We start from the raw sequence: 13,918 nt of genomic DNA on the forward strand, positions 1-13,918 counted from the left end.
CTGCGCCGCTCCAGCGGCGAGGCATGTGCGAAGGCCCTTCAAGTATGGCCGAGCGCCGCGGTTCGGGTGGTCGCGCGGAATGCCGAGGAGCACCGCCGGGTTGCACACGACGGATGGAAGGGGGAGCGATGTCCGACGTCCTGATCGACCGGCCCGAGCTCGAGAGCCTGGGACAGTACGAATTCGGCTGGCACGACTCCGACGAGGCGGGTGCCATCGCCAAGCGAGGGCTGAGCGAGCAGGTGGTCCGCGAGATCTCCGAGCTCAAGAGCGAGTCCGAGTGGATGCTCGAGCGCCGCCTCAAGGGGCTGCAGCTGTTCGAGCGCAAGCCGATGCCGACGTGGGGTGCCGACATCTCCGGCATCGACTTCGACAACATCAAGTACTTCGTGCGCTCCACGGAGCGCCAGGCGCAGTCCTGGGAGGACCTCCCCGAGGACATCCGCAACACCTACGACCGCCTCGGCATCCCGGAGGCGGAGCGCTCGCGCCTCGTCGCCGGCGTCGCGGCGCAGTACGAGTCGGAGGTCGTGTACCACCAGATCCAGGAGGAGCTGGAGGCGCAGGGCGTCATCTTCATGGACACCGACACGGCGCTGCGCGAGCACCCGGAGTTCTTCGAGGAGCACTTCGGCACCGTGATCCCGGCCGGCGACAACAAGTTCGCCGCGCTCAACACGGCGGTGTGGTCGGGCGGCTCGTTCGTCTACGTGCCCAAGGGCGTCCACGTCGAGATCCCGCTGCAGGCCTACTTCCGGATCAACACCGAGAACATGGGCCAGTTCGAGCGCACGCTCATCATCGCCGACGAGGGCTCGTACGTGCACTACATCGAGGGCTGCACGGCCCCGATCTACTCGTCCGACTCGCTGCACTCGGCCGTGGTCGAGATCATCGTGAAGAAGAACGCGCGCGTGCGCTACACGACGATCCAGAACTGGTCGAACAACGTCTACAACCTCGTCACGAAGCGCGCCATCGCCGAGGAGGGCGCGACGATGGAGTGGATCGACGGCAACATCGGCTCCAAGGTGACGATGAAGTACCCGTCGATCTACCTGGTCGGCGAGCGCGCCAAGGGCGAGACGCTGTCGGTGGCCTTCGCGGGCCCCGGCCAGCACCAGGACGCCGGCGCGAAGATGATCCACATGGCGCCGTACACGACGTCGTCGATCGTCTCGAAGTCGATCGCCCGCGGCGGCGGCCGTGCCGGCTACCGCGGGGAGGTGCGGGTCGACGCGAACGCCCACCACTCCGCCAACACGGTGCGCTGCGACGCGCTGCTCGTCGACACCATCTCGCGCTCCGACACCTACCCGGCCATCGACATCCGCGTCGACGACGTGGTGCTCGGGCACGAGGCGACGGTCTCGAAGGTCAGCGAAGAGCAGCTGTTCTACCTCATGTCGCGAGGCATGGCGGAGGACGAGGCGATGGCCATGATCGTCCGCGGCTTCATCGAGCCGATCGCCCGCGAGCTGCCGATGGAGTACGCGCTCGAGCTCAACAAGCTCATCGAGATGAGCATGGAAGGATCCGTCGGCTGATGACCGCGACTGACACGACCCCCGCTGCCCTGCGCACCGAGGCCGAGCCCGCCCGGCCCATCCAGACCCGGTCCGAGCGGCCGACGTCGTTCGACCCGGCCGACTTCGGCGCGCCCACGGGCCGAGAGGTCAACTGGAAGCTCTCCGACGTGCGCCGGCTCGCACCGCTGTTCGTCGACGAGGAGACCGAGGCAGGCGACGAGCCCGGCATCGCGTACGACGTCGACGGCATCGCCGAGCGCGGCCTGCTCGTCGAGTCGACCGGCCACGACGCGGCGCCGCGGGGAGAGATCTTCCGCCCCGAGGACGTCGTGAGCGCGATCGCCTGGAAGCGCTGCGCGAACGCGCTGCACATCCTCCTGCCCGAGGGGCAGGAGGTCGCCGAGCCGATCGTCGCCCGCCTGCACGGCCTCGGCGCCGACCGGCACGCGAACGCGCACATCGTGATCGAGGCGCAGCCCGGCTCGATCGGCACCGTCGTGCTGCACCACTCGGGCAGCGCCCGGTACGCGCAGAACGTCGAGATCCTCGTGCGCGCCGGTGCCCGGCTGACCGTCATCAGCGTGCAGGACTGGGACGACGACGCCGTGCACGCGTCGGCCCACCAGGCGGTCGTCGCCGACGGCGGCTACCTCAAGCACATGGTGGTCTCGTTCGGCGGCGGCGTCGTGCGCGTGAACCCCTCGGTGCGCCTCGCCGGGCACCGCGCGGAGGGCGAGCTCTACGGCCTGTCGTTCGCCGACGCCGGTCAGCACCTCGAGAGCCAGGTCTACCTCTTCCACGAGGGCGTCGAGACCCGCGGCGACGTGCTCTACAAGGGCGCGCTGCAGGGCACGGGCGCCCGCTCCGTCTGGATCGGCGACGTGCTGATCGGCTCCGGCGCGACCGGCACCGACAGCTACGAGAAGAACCAGAACCTCGTGCTCTCCGACGGCACGCGCGCCGACAGCATCCCGAACCTCGAGATCGAGACGGGCGACATCGCCGGAGCCGGCCACGCGTCGGCCACCGGCCGCTTCGACGACGAGCAGCTGTTCTACCTGCAGTCCCGCGGCATCGAGGAGGAGGAGGCGCGACGCCTCGTCGTCATCGGCTTCCTCATGGAGATCGTGCAGAAGATCGGCGTGGCCGAGATCGAGGAGCGCCTCGCCGAGGCGATCGACGAGGAGCTGCGCCGCGGCGCCGGCCTCGCGCCCGCGACGAGGGCTGGGGCATGACCGCGCAGCGCGCGTGCGGCGTCGACGACGTCTCCGTCAGCTCGGCCGTGATGGTCGAGCTCGACGGCATCGCCGTCGCGATCGTCAAGGACTCGGCCGGCGACATCCACGCGATCGGCGACACCTGCACCCACGGCGAGATCTCGCTGTCGGAGGGCTTCGTCGAGGGCGACACGATCGAGTGCTGGGCGCACGGCTCGCAGTTCGAGCTGCGCACGGGCACGCCGAAGAACCTGCCGGCCTTCGAGCCGGTGCCGGTGTTCCCGGTGACGATCGACGGCGACGACGTGCTCGTCGACGTGCAGAACCCTCTGATCAACGACTGACACAGCTGTGACGCGGCGTGACGCCGCGAAGGAAGGAAGCGCGATGAGCGTGCTGGACATCAAGGACCTGCGGGTCTCGATCGAGACCGAGCAGGGCAAGAAGGAGATCCTGCGGGGCGTCGACCTGTCGATCAGCTCCGACGAGATCCACGCGGTGATGGGGCCGAACGGCTCCGGCAAGTCGACCCTGGCGTACACGATCGCCGGTCACCCCCGCTACACCGTCGACGGCGGCTCGATCACGCTCGACGGCGAGGATGTGCTGGCGATGAGCGTCGACGAGCGCGCCCGCGCGGGCCTGTTCCTCGCCATGCAGTACCCGGTGGAGATCCCGGGCGTGACCGTGTCGAACTTCCTCCGCACGGCGAAGACGGCCGTGTCGGGCGAGGCGCCGCGCGTGCGCGAGTGGATCGGCGACGTGCGGAAGGCGATGGAGTCGCTGCGCATGGACTCCTCCTTCGGCGAGCGCAACGTGAACGAGGGCTTCTCGGGCGGCGAGAAGAAGCGCCACGAGATCCTGCAGATGGAGCTCCTGCGCCCCCGCTTCGCCGTGCTCGACGAGACCGACTCCGGCCTCGACGTCGACGCGCTGCGCATCGTGTCGGAGGGCGTCAACCGCATCAAGGCCGAGACCGGCCTCGGTGTGCTCCTCATCACGCACTACACGCGCATCCTGCGCTACATCAAGCCCGACCACGTGCACGTGTTCGTGAACGGCCGCATCGCCGAGCAGGGCGGCCACGAGCTGGCCGACCGGCTCGAGGAGGAGGGCTACGACCGCTACCTGAAGGCCGGCGTCTGATGGCGCTGGTCGAGGTCGACGCCACGAAGTTCGACCAGGTCACGGATGCCCTGAAGGACGTCGTCGACCCGGAGCTCGACGTCAACATCGTCGACCTGGGCCTCGTCTACGACCTCGCGTGGGACGACGAGCAGGACGCGCTCGTGATCTCGATGACGCTCACCTCGGCCGGCTGCCCGCTGACCGACGTGATCGAGACCGAGATCGCCGAGAAGCTCGACGGCGTCGTGGAGCGGTTCCGCATCAACTGGGTGTGGATGCCGCCGTGGGGTCCGGAGCGGATCACCGAGGACGGCCGCGAGATGATGCGGGCGTTGGGGTTCACGATCTGACCAGAGGTCAGATCGCGGACGATCCGGTGGATCGTCCGCCCCAACGCCGTCGCGAGCGCAAGCGAGCGAGCTCGGTTTCACAAGCCCTCTGTTGATTGGTCACGTTTCGTCACGGCACGCCGGTGCCCGCGACGAAACGTGACCAATCGGCGTTCCCGGGGGGGTCTGCAGGGGCGGATGTGGCGACGCCTCAGCCCGCCCGGCGCACCCGCGGCGCCCAGGCGCGCTCGGTCTCGACGACCGACAGCATCGACCAGACGGTCGGCGCGAGCGGCGGGTAGTCCTCCACGATGCGGCGCAGCACCTGGTCGCTCACGTCGTGGTCGGGGCGCACGGCGCCGGGCGGCAGGATGCGCTCGGAGCGCAGCAGCAGCACCACGATCTCGTCGACGCTCGGCAGCTCGGACATGAACTCCCACGGGTCCTCGCCCGCGCGCAGCCGCTCCTCGACGAGCACCGAGCGCTCGTCGAGCGCCTCCGCGCGCAGCACCTCGAGGCTCGCGTGCCTGCGCGGCGAGGGGTGGGGCGCTGGCTTCCGGGTCACCGATCCAGCCTAGGCGGAGGCCCCGCGGGCGCGCCCGGTCAGGGCCGGCCCTCGTGCCGCGGCTTGCGCGCGGGCCGCTCGTCGCGGTCGCGCCCGCCGCGGTCGTCGCGGCCGCGGCGCTCGCCGCGCTGCTCCCGCGCGCCCGTGTCGACGCGGATGTCGATGGGCACGCCCGAGATGCGGGTCTTCGAGAGCCGCTCGAGCTGCGAGCGGTCGAGCTCGGGCAGCTCGACGAGCGTGAAGTCCCAGCGGATCTGGATGCGGCCGAAGTCGTCGCGGCCGAGCCCGCCCTCGTTGGCGAGCGCGCCGACGATCTGGCGCGGCTCGACGCCCTTGCGGCTGCCGACGGCGAGGCGGTACGTGGTCGCGTCGGAGGGGCCGCGGCGGGCGCGCCGCTCGCCGGCCTGGCCGTCGCCCATGCGCTCCGGGCGGTCGCCGCGCGCGGGCCGCTCGCCTCGGTCGGCGCGCGACGCCTGGAGCGCGCGGTCCGCCTGCTCGTCGAGCAGCAGCGGCGCGTCGCCCTGCGCGACGACGGCGAGGGCCGCCGCGACGTCCTCCTGCGGCACGTCGTGGTGCTCGACGTAGTGCGCGACGATCTCGCGGAAGCGATCGATGCGATCGGTCTCGGCGAGCGCGGCGGTGATCGCGTCGTCGAAGCGCGTCAGGCGCGTCGCGTTCACCTCGCCGGCGCTCGGCATCGGCATGACGGCGACCGTGCCGCGCGTCGCCTTCTCGATCGCGCTCAGCATCCTCCGCTCACGGGCGGTCACGAAGCTGATCGCGTCGCCGGTGCGGCCCGCGCGGCCGGTGCGGCCGATCCGGTGCACGTACGACTCGGTGTCGATCGGCAGGTCGTAGTTGATGACGTGGCTGATGCGCTCGACATCGAGCCCGCGCGCGGCGACGTCCGTCGCGACGAGCACGTCGAGGTCGCCCGAGCGCAGCTGCTCGATGGTCTTCTCGCGCTGCGGCTGGGCGACGTCGCCCGAGATCGCAGCGGCGGCGTAGCCGCGGGCGCGCAGCCGCTCGGCCACGGTCTCGGTCTCGTTGCGGGTGCGCGTGAAGACGATCGCCGCCTCGAACGGCTCGACCTCGAGCACGCGCGTGAGCGCCTCGAGCTTCTGCTGGTAGGAGACCATGAGCGCGCGCTGCGTGATGCTCGGCGACGTCGCCGCGCTCCCGCGCACGGTGATCTCGGCGGGCTCGCGCAGGTGCTGCTGCGAGATCGCGCGGATCTGCCGCGGCATCGTCGCCGAGAACAGCGCGACCTGCTTCTCGGCGGGCGTCGCCTGCAGGATCTGGTCGACGTCCTCCGCGAAGCCCATCCGCAGCATCTCGTCGGCCTCGTCGAGCACGACGTGGGTGAGGCCCGACAGGTCGAGCGTGCCCTTCGCGAGGTGGTCCATGATGCGGCCCGGCGTGCCGACGACGACGTGGACGCCGCGGCGGAGCGCCGACAGCTGCACGCCGTAGCCCTGCCCGCCGTAGATCGGCAGCACGTGCACGCCGCCGAGGTGCGCGGCGTAGCGCTCGAAGGCCTCGCAGACCTGCACGGCGAGCTCGCGCGTGGGCGTCAGCACGAGCGCCTGGGGGCTGCGCCGCTCGACGTCGATGGCCGCGAGCACCGGCAGCGCGAACGCCGCGGTCTTGCCCGTGCCGGTCGACGCGAGGCCGATGAGGTCACGACCGCCGAGCAGCAGCGGGATCGTCTCGGCCTGGATCGCCGAGGGCGTCTCGTAGCCGACGTCGTCGAGCGCTCGGAGGATGTCTGCCGGCAGTCCGAGGCTCGCGAACGTGGTGCGCTCGCCGTCGGTGTCGGGCTCGGGAGTGGGCTGCGCGTCGGTCATGACTGCAACGCTACGCGCTGCGCGCCCCATCCGCCGCCGCCGGCCGGCGTTCCGACGACGGAGGGTCCGCACCGTCGCGGTGCGGACCCTCCGTCGTCCGGGGAGCGGATGCGGTCAGTCGGCCGCGCGGTCGAGGGCGCGGACGCCGGCCCACGCGGCGGGCATCGCCGCCGCGGCGATCGCCCACTTGACGATGCCGCCGACGATGAACGGCGTGAACCCGAAGGCGAGCGCCGTCGGCAGGTCGACGGGCGTGCCGAGCGCGGCGAGCACGGCGGCCATGTAGGGGATGCCGAACACGAACGGGATGAGGCTCGCGAGGCCGAAGAGCGCGATGGCGAGCAGCGGGCGGCGGTCCCAGCGCCGCTCGGCGAGCCAGCCGACGACCGCGGCGGTCGCGACGAAGCCGATGATGTAGCCGAAGCTCGGCGTGCCGACGGCGGCGATGCTGCCGGTGAAGCCGGCGAAGACGGGGGCGCCGGCGAGGCCGAGGCCCAGGTAGCCGGCGAGCGCGGCGACGCCGCGGCGGAAGCCGAGCGACGCGGCGACGAGCATGACGCCGAGCGTCTGGCCGGTGATCGGCACGGGCCACATCGGGATCTCGACCTGCGCGAGCGCGGCGACGACGGCGATGCCGGCGACGACGAGGAGCAGGTCCTTGACCAGGGTGCGCTGCCCGACGAGGGCGTCGGCGAGCACGGTGCGGCGCGAGAGGGCGGGGGCTGCAGTCATGGCGACAGCCTAGGACGACGCGGATGCCTGGGCGGCATCCCAGGCGGCCCGCCTAGCATCGCCGCATGAGCGATCTCGCACGCAAGGCCTCCACGCTGCTGTCGATGCACGACGAGCTCGTCGTGCTCCCCACCGTCTGGGACGCGTGGTCGGCGCGCGCCGTCGTCGACGCCGGCTTCGCCGCGCTGTCGATCGGCAGCCATCCCGTCGCCGAGTCGCGCGGGCAGGCGGACGGCGAGGGGATGTCGCTCACCGAGGCGCTCGAGTCCGTTGCGCGCATCGCCGCCGCCGTCGACGTGCCCGTCAGCGCCGACCTCGAGTCGGGCTACGGGGCGCCGCCCGCCGAGCTGATCGACCGCCTGCTCGAGGCGGGCGCCGTCGGCCTCAACGTGGAGGACACCGTGCACGGCGAGGACCGGATGCGCGAGCCGCAGGAGCACGCCGACTACGTCGCAGGCCTGCGCGCCGCCGCTGACGCCGCCGGCGTCGACGTGGTGATCAACGCGCGCACCGACGCGTTCGCCCGTCCGGAGCTGCACGGCGCCGACCCGCTCGAGCAGGCGATCGAGCGCTGCCTGCTCGCCGAGCAGGCGGGCGCGCGCTCGCTCTACCCCGTGAAGCCGCCGAGCCCGGAGGCCGTCACGAGCATCCTCGAGTGCGTGACCCTGCCCGTGAACGTCACCGCGCATCCGATCGACGGCTCGGTGTTCGGCGACCTCGCGTCGACCCGCGCGGCGGGCGTGCGGCGCGTGACCTTCGGGCCCCGGCTGCAGGCGGCGCTCACCGACGAGATCGGCTCGCTCCTGCACCGCTGGCGCTGACGCCGGGCCGCTCGGCGGGTAGCATGGAGGGCTGGGCGTGCCGCCCGCGACCCCCACCCCGACAGGACCGACATGATCGACGTGCGCGAATTCGAGCTCTCCGTGGGCCCGCGCACCCTGATGACCGACGTCTCGTTCCGCATCTCCGCGGGCGACAAGATCGGGCTCGTGGGGCGCAACGGCGCCGGCAAGACCACCATGACGAAGGTGCTCGCCGGCATCAGCGACGACCGCGACGGCCACACGTTCTCCGGCACCGTCGAGCGCTCGGGCGAGATCGGCTACCTGCCGCAGGACCCGCGCTCGGGCGACCCGAAGCAGACGGCCCGCCGCCGCATCCTCGACGCCCGCGGGCTCGGCGAGCTCGTCGAGGGCATGCGCCTGGCGACCGAGCAGATGGGGGAGGGCGGCAGCGTCGCCGACGACGCGATGCGCCGCTACAGCCGCCTCGAGGACCGCTTCCTCGCCCTCGGCGGCTACGCCGCCGAGGCCGAGGGTGCCGCGATCGCCTCGAACCTGCAGCTGCCCGACCGCATCCTCGACCAGCCGCTCGAGACGCTCTCGGGCGGCCAGCGCCGCCGCATCGAGCTCGCGCGCATCCTCTTCTCGGGCGCCGACACGATGCTGCTCGACGAGCCCACCAACCACCTCGACGCCGACTCGGTCGTGTGGCTGCGCGAGTTCCTGAAGGGCTACCAGGGCGGGCTGCTCATCATCAGCCACGACGTGCAGCTCGTCGAGGAGACCGTGAACCGCGTCTTCTACCTCGACGCCAACCGCCAGGTGATCGACATCTACAACATGTCGTGGAAGCTGTACCTGCGCCAGCGCGAGGCCGACGCCGAGCGCCGCAAGCGCGAGCGCGCGAACGTCGAGAAGCAGGCGAGCCAGCTCGAGCTGCAGGCGGCGAAGATGGGCGCGAAGGCCACGAAGGCCGTCGCGTCGAAGCAGATGGCGAAGCGGGCCGAGCGGATGCGCTCCGGGCTCGAGGACGTCCGTGCCGTCGACCGCGTGGCCAAGCTGCGCTTCCCGAAGCCGGCGCCGGTCGGGAAGACGCCCATCATGGCGCGCGACCTGTCGAAGTCGTACGGGTCGCTCGAGATCTTCACGGCCGTCGACCTCGCGGTGGACCGCGGCTCGCGCGTCGTCATCCTGGGCCTCAACGGCGCCGGCAAGACGACGCTGCTGCGCATCCTCGCCGGCGTCTCCGAGAGCGACACGGGCGAGATCGAGCGCGGCCACGGTCTGCGCGTCGGCTACTACGCGCAGGAGCACGAGACGCTCGACGTCGAGCGCTCGGTGCTCGCGAACATGCTCTCGGCATCGCCCGACATCACCTCGACCGAGGCGCGGCGCGTGCTCGGCTCGTTCCTCTTCACGGGCGACGACGCCGACAAGCCCGCGCGCGTGCTCTCCGGCGGCGAGAAGACGCGCCTGTCGCTCGCGATGCTCGTCGTCTCGAGCGCCAACCTGCTGCTGCTCGACGAGCCGACGAACAACCTCGACCCTGCGAGCCGCGAGGAGATCCTCGGCGCGCTCGGCGCCTACGAGGGCGCGGTCATCCTCGTCAGCCACGACGAGGGCGCCGTCGAGGCGCTCGACCCGGAGCGGGTGCTCATCATGCCCGACGGCACGGAGGACCTCTGGAGCCCGGAGTACCTCGACCTCATCGGGCTGGCGTAGCGGTGGAGGAGCCGACCGGCTGGCTCGCCGTCCTGCGCGACGGCTTCTCGGCGGTCGGCATCCTGGCGTTCGCCATCTCGGGTGCGCTGCTCGCCGTGCAGAAGCGCATGGACGTCGTCGGCATGGCGGGCCTCGCGGTCGTCACCGCGACCGGCGGCGGCATGATCCGCGACCTGCTCATCGGCGCGACGCCGGTCGCGGCGCTCGTGGACTGGTGGATGCTCGCGGTCGCCCTCGCGGGCGCGCTCGTGGTCTTCGTCCTCCACCGGTGGATCGAGCGCCTCGACCGCCCGGTGCTGGTGTTCGACGCGATCGGGCTCGGCATCTTCGCCGTCGAGGGCGCGAGGAAGGCGATCGACTTCGGCGTCGGACCGGTGGGGGCGGCGTTCGTCGGCATGCTCACCGGCATCGGCGGCGGCATCCTGCGCGACGCCCTCGCGAACGAGATCCCGGCCGTGTTCCGCCGCGAGTCGCGGCTCTACCTCCTGCCCGCGCTCGTCGGCTCGAGCGCCGCGGCGGCCGCGGTCGAGCTCGGCGTCGGCAACTGGCTCGTGCTGGGCCTGCTCGCGCTGCTCGTGTGCGGGCTGCGCATCGCGAGCGAGCTGCTGCACTGGCGGGTGCCGGCGCTGCGCACCGAGGCGATCCCGGTCGTGCGGCGCGACGACCCGGACGCCGGCGCCCGCTAGCGACGGCTCGCTAGCCGCGGTCGAGGATGTCGTCCTCGACGTCGGCGTCCGTGCGCCGCACGCGCTCGGGCCGGGGCGTCGCCGCGCCGCCGCGCAGCTCCTCGCGCAGGCCCCACGCGACGGCCGCGTAGCCGCCGAGCGCGAAGACGAACCACTGCAGCGTGTACGACAGGTGCGGGCCCTCGTCGAGCACGGGCCGCGCGGCGATCGCGACGTCGCCGGGCGCGGCGCCGGCCTCGCTCACGAGCAGGCCGTACGCCCCGGTGTAGGTCGGCGCGCCGAGGCCCTCGGCGATGGCCGGCAGGTTGACCGACGCGATCTGCCCCTCGGGCGCGCCGCGGCCCGCGATGTCGCCCTCGTTGGGGCGCAGCCGCGCCACGACCGTCGTCGGGCCCTCGGGCGTCGCCGGCGCGGTGACGGGCTCCTCGGCTCCCTCGGCCTGGTCGATCCAGCCGCGGTCGACGACGAAGACGGTGCCGTCGGCGGTGCGGAACGGCGCGATGACGTCGAAGCCCACCTGGCCGCCGCGCCAGCGGCCGCGCAGCAGGAGCTGCTCCTCCGTGAGGTACTCGCCCTCGAGCAGCACCGGCGTCCACTGCCGGTCGGGGTCGAACGCGCCCGGCTGGGGGAGCGCATCCGCCACCGGCACGGGCTGCCGGTCGTAGTTCGACTCGAGCCGCTCGATCGCGGCGAGCGCCTCCTCGCGGCGGTTCCACTGCCAGACGCCGAAGGCGCTGCACGCGATGGCGAAGGCGGTCGCCAGCGCGAGGTAGCCGAGCCAGCGCGGCTGGCGGAGCAGGCGGAGCATCAGGCGACCCGCTCCACGCTCTCGCCGAAGGGCGTCACCGCGACCGGGAAGCCGCGCGACGCGAGCCAGGCCTCGAGCTGCGCGCGGTGCTCGTCGCACGCCGCCCAGGTCTTCACGCGGTCGACGGGGTGGATGCGGGGGTTGCGCCAGTGCACCGCGTGCACCGCCTCGGCGGCGCAGCCGGCCGCAGAGCACGGCGTCGCCGTGCCGCCGCCGAGCATCGACAGCAGGCTCACGGGCGCTCGTCCGGGGACGGGCCGGGTGCGCCGGTGCTGCCGGTCGGGGAGCCGCCGGACGGACCCGCGGGCAGCGCGTTCGGCGCGACGCGGCCGACCTCGGGCCCGGTGCTGCCGACCTGGTTGGCGATGACGACGGCGAAGTAGGGGATGAACACGGCGAAGAACGCGGGGACGAGCTTCCACCAGTCGGGCACCACGAAGAAGATGCCGAGGCACGCGACCCGCACGAGCATGAGGATCAGGTACGTGCGGAAGCGCCTCTGACGATCCTCGTCAGGGGAGATCGGGAGGTCGGTGGTCGACGCGGATCGAGCTCGCATGGCTCTGGGCAGTCTACGCGCGGCCGCTATGCGCACGCCCTGCGACGTAGGCTGGCTCGCATGACCTCTCGCACCGTGCTCGTCACCGGCGGCAACCGCGGCATCGGCCGCGCCATCGCCCAGTCCTTCCTCGACGCCGGGCACCGCGTCGCGATCACCTCGCGCGACGGCTCCGGTCCCGAGGGGGCGCTGGCGGTCGCTGCCGACGTGACCGACGCCGCCTCGATCGACGCGGCGTTCACGCACGTCGAGGCCGAGCTCGGCCCCGTCGAGGTCGTGGTCGCGAACGCCGGCATCACCCGCGACACGCTGCTCATGCGGATGAGCGAGCAGGACTTCACCGACGTCGTCGACACCAACCTGGGCGGCGCGTTCCGCGTCGTGCAGCGCGCCTCGAAGGGCATGCTGCGCGCGAAGTGGGGCCGCATCGTGCTGATCTCGAGCGTCGTCGGGCTCTACGGCGGCCCCGGACAGGTCAACTACGCCGCGTCGAAGGCCGGCCTCGTCGGCATCGCGCGGTCGATCACGCGCGAGCTGGGCGCCCGCGGCATCACGGCGAACGTCGTCGCACCCGGGTTCATCGAGACCGACATGACCGCCGAGCTCGACGAGCAGACGCAGGCCGAGTACCGGAAGGCGATCCCGGCCGGCCGGTACGGCAGCGCCGCCGAGGTCGCCGGCGTGGTGCGGTGGCTCGCGGGCGACGAGGCCGCCTACATCTCGGGCGCGGTCATCCCCGTCGACGGCGGCCTCGGCATGGGGCACTGACGCCGCGATGGACAGCGGCCGGGCGATGGAGAGCCGGCACCTCTCCGTCGTGATCCGGCGCGACCGGCGCGAGGTCGCCGCGGTCGCGGGCGACCCGGAGCGGCTGCCGCAGTGGGCGGCGGGCCTCGCCTCCGGCGCCCTCCGCCGCGAGGGCGACGCGCTCGTCGTCGACTCGCCGATGGGCGAGGTGCGGGTGCGCTTCGCGCCGCCGAACGACCTCGGCGTGCTCGACCACGACGTGACCCTGCCGGGCGGCGCGGTGGTGCACAACCCGCTCCGCGTGCTCGCGCATCCGCTCGGCGCCGAGGTGGTCTTCACCCTGCGCCGGCTGCCCGGCATGTCGGCGGATGCGTTCGAGGCGGACGCGCGGGCCGTGGCCGCCGACCTCGAGCGGCTGCGGGCGCTGCTCGAGGACTGACGCCGCACGGATCGAGGATCCGTTGCGCATCGAGGACGATGGCTCCTCGATCCAGGACCGGGAGCGGGGGGAGTCCTCGCCTCGTGGCGGAGCGTCAGATCCGGCGCTGGTACTGCCCGATGCGGAGCTCCTCGATCCAGTGCTCGAGGAACGGGCTGCGCATGTCGCGCGCCACGTCGATCTCGGCGTCGACGTCGTAGGGCACGCGGACGAAGCGCACGGACAGCCGGCCGGGCCCGTCGTCGTCGAGGAGCACGTAGGCGGCGGTCGGGTCGCCGTCGAGCGCGTTGCCGGCGCTGCCGGTGTTGAGCAGCCGCCGGCCGCGGCGGATGTCGAGCCACTGGTCGTGCAGGTCGCCGTACACGACGACGTCGGCGTCGCCGACCGGGCCCGTCGCATCCGTCGCACGGAACATCGCGTCGAAGGTCGCGTCGTCGGCGCCCCAGCGCACCCGGTGGTGCACCGACGTCGACGACGCGTGGAAGAGCCGCACGCGGTGCCCGGCGAGCTGCGCGTCGTGGTGGAACGGCAGGGCGCCGAGCCACGCGACGCCCTCGGGCCCCACCTCGTCGCGGTACCACTCGGGCGCCGACCACGGCGCGGCCGAGGGGTCGGCGACCGCGTCGTCCCAGTTGCCGCGCACGACGACGTCGCACGCCTCGCGTGCCAGCTCGACGACGGCGCGGCCGCGCGGGCCCTTGCCGACGAGGTCGCCGCCGCACCACACCGCATCCGCGCCCCGCCCGCGGGCGTCGGCGAGCACCGCCTCGAAGGCGCCGAGGTTGCCGTGCATGTCCGAGACGATCGCGATGCGCTGGCCGGGCACGG

The 13,918-nt window shown here is 72.7% G+C and carries 17 protein-coding genes; 10 read left to right on the forward strand and 7 right to left on the reverse strand.

All coding sequences use genetic code 11. From position 1 onward, the window contains the following. Positions 1-128: 128 nt before the first annotated feature. Genes sufB through AC1RNL_RS05135 form a run of 5 tightly spaced genes read left to right on the forward strand, consistent with a single transcriptional unit; the run spans position 129 to position 4,224 of the window. A complete protein-coding gene (gene sufB, locus AC1RNL_RS05115) occupies positions 129-1,547 on the forward strand; it encodes a Fe-S cluster assembly protein SufB (RefSeq protein ID WP_492934615.1) in 1,419 nt (472 codons plus the stop codon). Further along, positions 1,547-2,764, forward strand: a complete 1,218-nt coding sequence (gene sufD / locus AC1RNL_RS05120; protein ID WP_492934616.1) for a Fe-S cluster assembly protein SufD — start codon at positions 1,547-1,549, stop codon at positions 2,762-2,764. The genes sufB and sufD overlap by 1 nt, the downstream gene beginning before the upstream one ends. Next, complete coding sequence (locus AC1RNL_RS05125) at positions 2,761-3,090, forward strand: non-heme iron oxygenase ferredoxin subunit (protein ID WP_146356100.1); 330 nt, start codon at positions 2,761-2,763, stop codon at positions 3,088-3,090. Before sufD ends, AC1RNL_RS05125 begins: the two co-directional genes overlap by 4 nt. 43 nt (positions 3,091-3,133) lie before the next feature. After that, positions 3,134-3,892, forward strand: a complete 759-nt coding sequence (gene sufC, locus AC1RNL_RS05130) for a Fe-S cluster assembly ATPase SufC (RefSeq protein ID WP_128189692.1) — start codon at positions 3,134-3,136, stop codon at positions 3,890-3,892. Beyond that, positions 3,892-4,224, forward strand: coding sequence for a metal-sulfur cluster assembly factor (locus AC1RNL_RS05135; RefSeq protein ID WP_128189693.1), 333 nt, complete (start codon positions 3,892-3,894; stop codon positions 4,222-4,224). Before sufC ends, AC1RNL_RS05135 begins: the two co-directional genes overlap by 1 nt. 190 nt (positions 4,225-4,414) lie before the next feature. Here the strand turns inward: AC1RNL_RS05135 and AC1RNL_RS05140 are convergent, their stop codons facing one another. The 3 genes from AC1RNL_RS05140 to AC1RNL_RS05150 form a co-directional block, all read right to left on the reverse strand. Next, entirely contained in the window at positions 4,415-4,768 is a 354-nt protein-coding gene (locus tag AC1RNL_RS05140; protein WP_128189694.1) for a tryptophan synthase subunit alpha, read from the reverse strand. A gap of 38 nt (positions 4,769-4,806) precedes the next feature. Continuing rightward, positions 4,807-6,615 carry a DEAD/DEAH box helicase gene (locus AC1RNL_RS05145; RefSeq protein WP_128189695.1) on the reverse strand — a complete coding sequence of 603 codons (1,809 nt, stop codon included), beginning with the start codon at positions 6,613-6,615 and terminating at the stop codon, positions 4,807-4,809. A 114-nt stretch (positions 6,616-6,729) separates the two neighbouring features. Continuing rightward, positions 6,730-7,347: a biotin transporter BioY gene (locus AC1RNL_RS05150; protein WP_128189696.1), complete on the reverse strand. Its 618-nt coding sequence runs from the start codon at positions 7,345-7,347 to the stop codon at positions 6,730-6,732. A 65-nt stretch (positions 7,348-7,412) separates the two neighbouring features. On the opposite strand from AC1RNL_RS05150, the gene AC1RNL_RS05155 reads away from it, so the two are divergent. The 3 genes from AC1RNL_RS05155 to AC1RNL_RS05165 all read left to right on the forward strand — a co-directional run bounded on the left by AC1RNL_RS05155 (position 7,413) and on the right by AC1RNL_RS05165 (position 10,537). Continuing rightward, positions 7,413-8,168, forward strand: coding sequence for an isocitrate lyase/PEP mutase family protein (locus AC1RNL_RS05155; protein ID WP_364193868.1), 756 nt, complete (start codon positions 7,413-7,415; stop codon positions 8,166-8,168). 72 nt (positions 8,169-8,240) lie between these two features. Continuing rightward, complete coding sequence (locus AC1RNL_RS05160) at positions 8,241-9,851, forward strand: ABC-F family ATP-binding cassette domain-containing protein (protein WP_281440005.1); 1,611 nt, start codon at positions 8,241-8,243, stop codon at positions 9,849-9,851. A 2-nt stretch (positions 9,852-9,853) separates the two neighbouring features. Beyond that, complete coding sequence (locus AC1RNL_RS05165) at positions 9,854-10,537, forward strand: trimeric intracellular cation channel family protein (RefSeq protein WP_492934617.1); 684 nt, start codon at positions 9,854-9,856, stop codon at positions 10,535-10,537. Positions 10,538-10,547: 10 nt separating this feature from the next. Here the strand turns inward: AC1RNL_RS05165 and AC1RNL_RS05170 are convergent, their stop codons facing one another. Genes AC1RNL_RS05170 through AC1RNL_RS05180 form a run of 3 tightly spaced genes read right to left on the reverse strand, consistent with a single transcriptional unit; the run spans position 10,548 to position 11,904 of the window. Next, complete coding sequence (locus tag AC1RNL_RS05170; RefSeq protein WP_492934618.1) at positions 10,548-11,345, reverse strand: SURF1 family cytochrome oxidase biogenesis protein; 798 nt, start codon at positions 11,343-11,345, stop codon at positions 10,548-10,550. Then, a complete protein-coding gene (locus AC1RNL_RS05175) occupies positions 11,345-11,581 on the reverse strand; it encodes a hypothetical protein (RefSeq protein ID WP_492934619.1) in 237 nt (78 codons plus the stop codon). The genes AC1RNL_RS05170 and AC1RNL_RS05175 overlap by 1 nt, the downstream gene beginning before the upstream one ends. Further along, a complete protein-coding gene (locus tag AC1RNL_RS05180; protein WP_492934620.1) occupies positions 11,578-11,904 on the reverse strand; it encodes a DUF3099 domain-containing protein in 327 nt (108 codons plus the stop codon). The genes AC1RNL_RS05175 and AC1RNL_RS05180 overlap by 4 nt, the downstream gene beginning before the upstream one ends. A 60-nt stretch (positions 11,905-11,964) precedes the next feature. Between AC1RNL_RS05180 and fabG the strand changes: the two genes are divergently transcribed. After that, positions 11,965-12,672: a 3-oxoacyl-ACP reductase FabG gene (gene fabG, locus AC1RNL_RS05185; RefSeq protein ID WP_492934621.1), complete on the forward strand. Its 708-nt coding sequence runs from the start codon at positions 11,965-11,967 to the stop codon at positions 12,670-12,672. Positions 12,673-12,697: 25 nt separating this feature from the next. Further along, positions 12,698-13,090, forward strand: a complete 393-nt coding sequence (locus AC1RNL_RS05190) for an SRPBCC family protein (RefSeq protein ID WP_205649664.1) — start codon at positions 12,698-12,700, stop codon at positions 13,088-13,090. Positions 13,091-13,184: 94 nt separating this feature from the next. Here AC1RNL_RS05190 and AC1RNL_RS05195 read toward each other — a convergent pair whose 3' ends face one another. Next, positions 13,185-13,916, reverse strand: coding sequence for a metallophosphoesterase family protein (locus AC1RNL_RS05195; protein WP_492934622.1), 732 nt, complete (start codon positions 13,914-13,916; stop codon positions 13,185-13,187). Positions 13,917-13,918 lie beyond the last annotated feature (2 nt).

This window comes from Agrococcus sp. GW821-FHT14H11 (genome assembly GCF_058803545.1).

Bases quoted from the DNA above. Each gene is read 5' to 3' on its own strand.
- sufB (WP_492934615.1), top strand. From the start codon at position 129: ATGTCCGACGTCCTGATCGACCGGCCCGAGCTCGAGAGCCTGGGACAG.
- sufD (WP_492934616.1), top strand. From the start codon at position 1,547: ATGACCGCGACTGACACGACCCCCGCTGCCCTGCGCACCGAGGCCGAG.
- AC1RNL_RS05125 (WP_146356100.1), top strand. From the start codon at position 2,761: ATGACCGCGCAGCGCGCGTGCGGCGTCGACGACGTCTCCGTCAGCTCG.
- sufC (WP_128189692.1), top strand. From the start codon at position 3,134: ATGAGCGTGCTGGACATCAAGGACCTGCGGGTCTCGATCGAGACCGAG.
- AC1RNL_RS05135 (WP_128189693.1), top strand. From the start codon at position 3,892: ATGGCGCTGGTCGAGGTCGACGCCACGAAGTTCGACCAGGTCACGGAT.
- AC1RNL_RS05145 (WP_128189695.1), bottom strand. From the start codon at position 6,615: ATGACCGACGCGCAGCCCACTCCCGAGCCCGACACCGACGGCGAGCGC.
- AC1RNL_RS05150 (WP_128189696.1), bottom strand. From the start codon at position 7,347: ATGACTGCAGCCCCCGCCCTCTCGCGCCGCACCGTGCTCGCCGACGCC.
- AC1RNL_RS05155 (WP_364193868.1), top strand. From the start codon at position 7,413: ATGAGCGATCTCGCACGCAAGGCCTCCACGCTGCTGTCGATGCACGAC.
- AC1RNL_RS05160 (WP_281440005.1), top strand. From the start codon at position 8,241: ATGATCGACGTGCGCGAATTCGAGCTCTCCGTGGGCCCGCGCACCCTG.
- AC1RNL_RS05170 (WP_492934618.1), bottom strand. From the start codon at position 11,345: ATGCTCCGCCTGCTCCGCCAGCCGCGCTGGCTCGGCTACCTCGCGCTG.
- AC1RNL_RS05180 (WP_492934620.1), bottom strand. From the start codon at position 11,904: ATGCGAGCTCGATCCGCGTCGACCACCGACCTCCCGATCTCCCCTGAC.
- fabG (WP_492934621.1), top strand. From the start codon at position 11,965: ATGACCTCTCGCACCGTGCTCGTCACCGGCGGCAACCGCGGCATCGGC.
- AC1RNL_RS05190 (WP_205649664.1), top strand. From the start codon at position 12,698: ATGGAGAGCCGGCACCTCTCCGTCGTGATCCGGCGCGACCGGCGCGAG.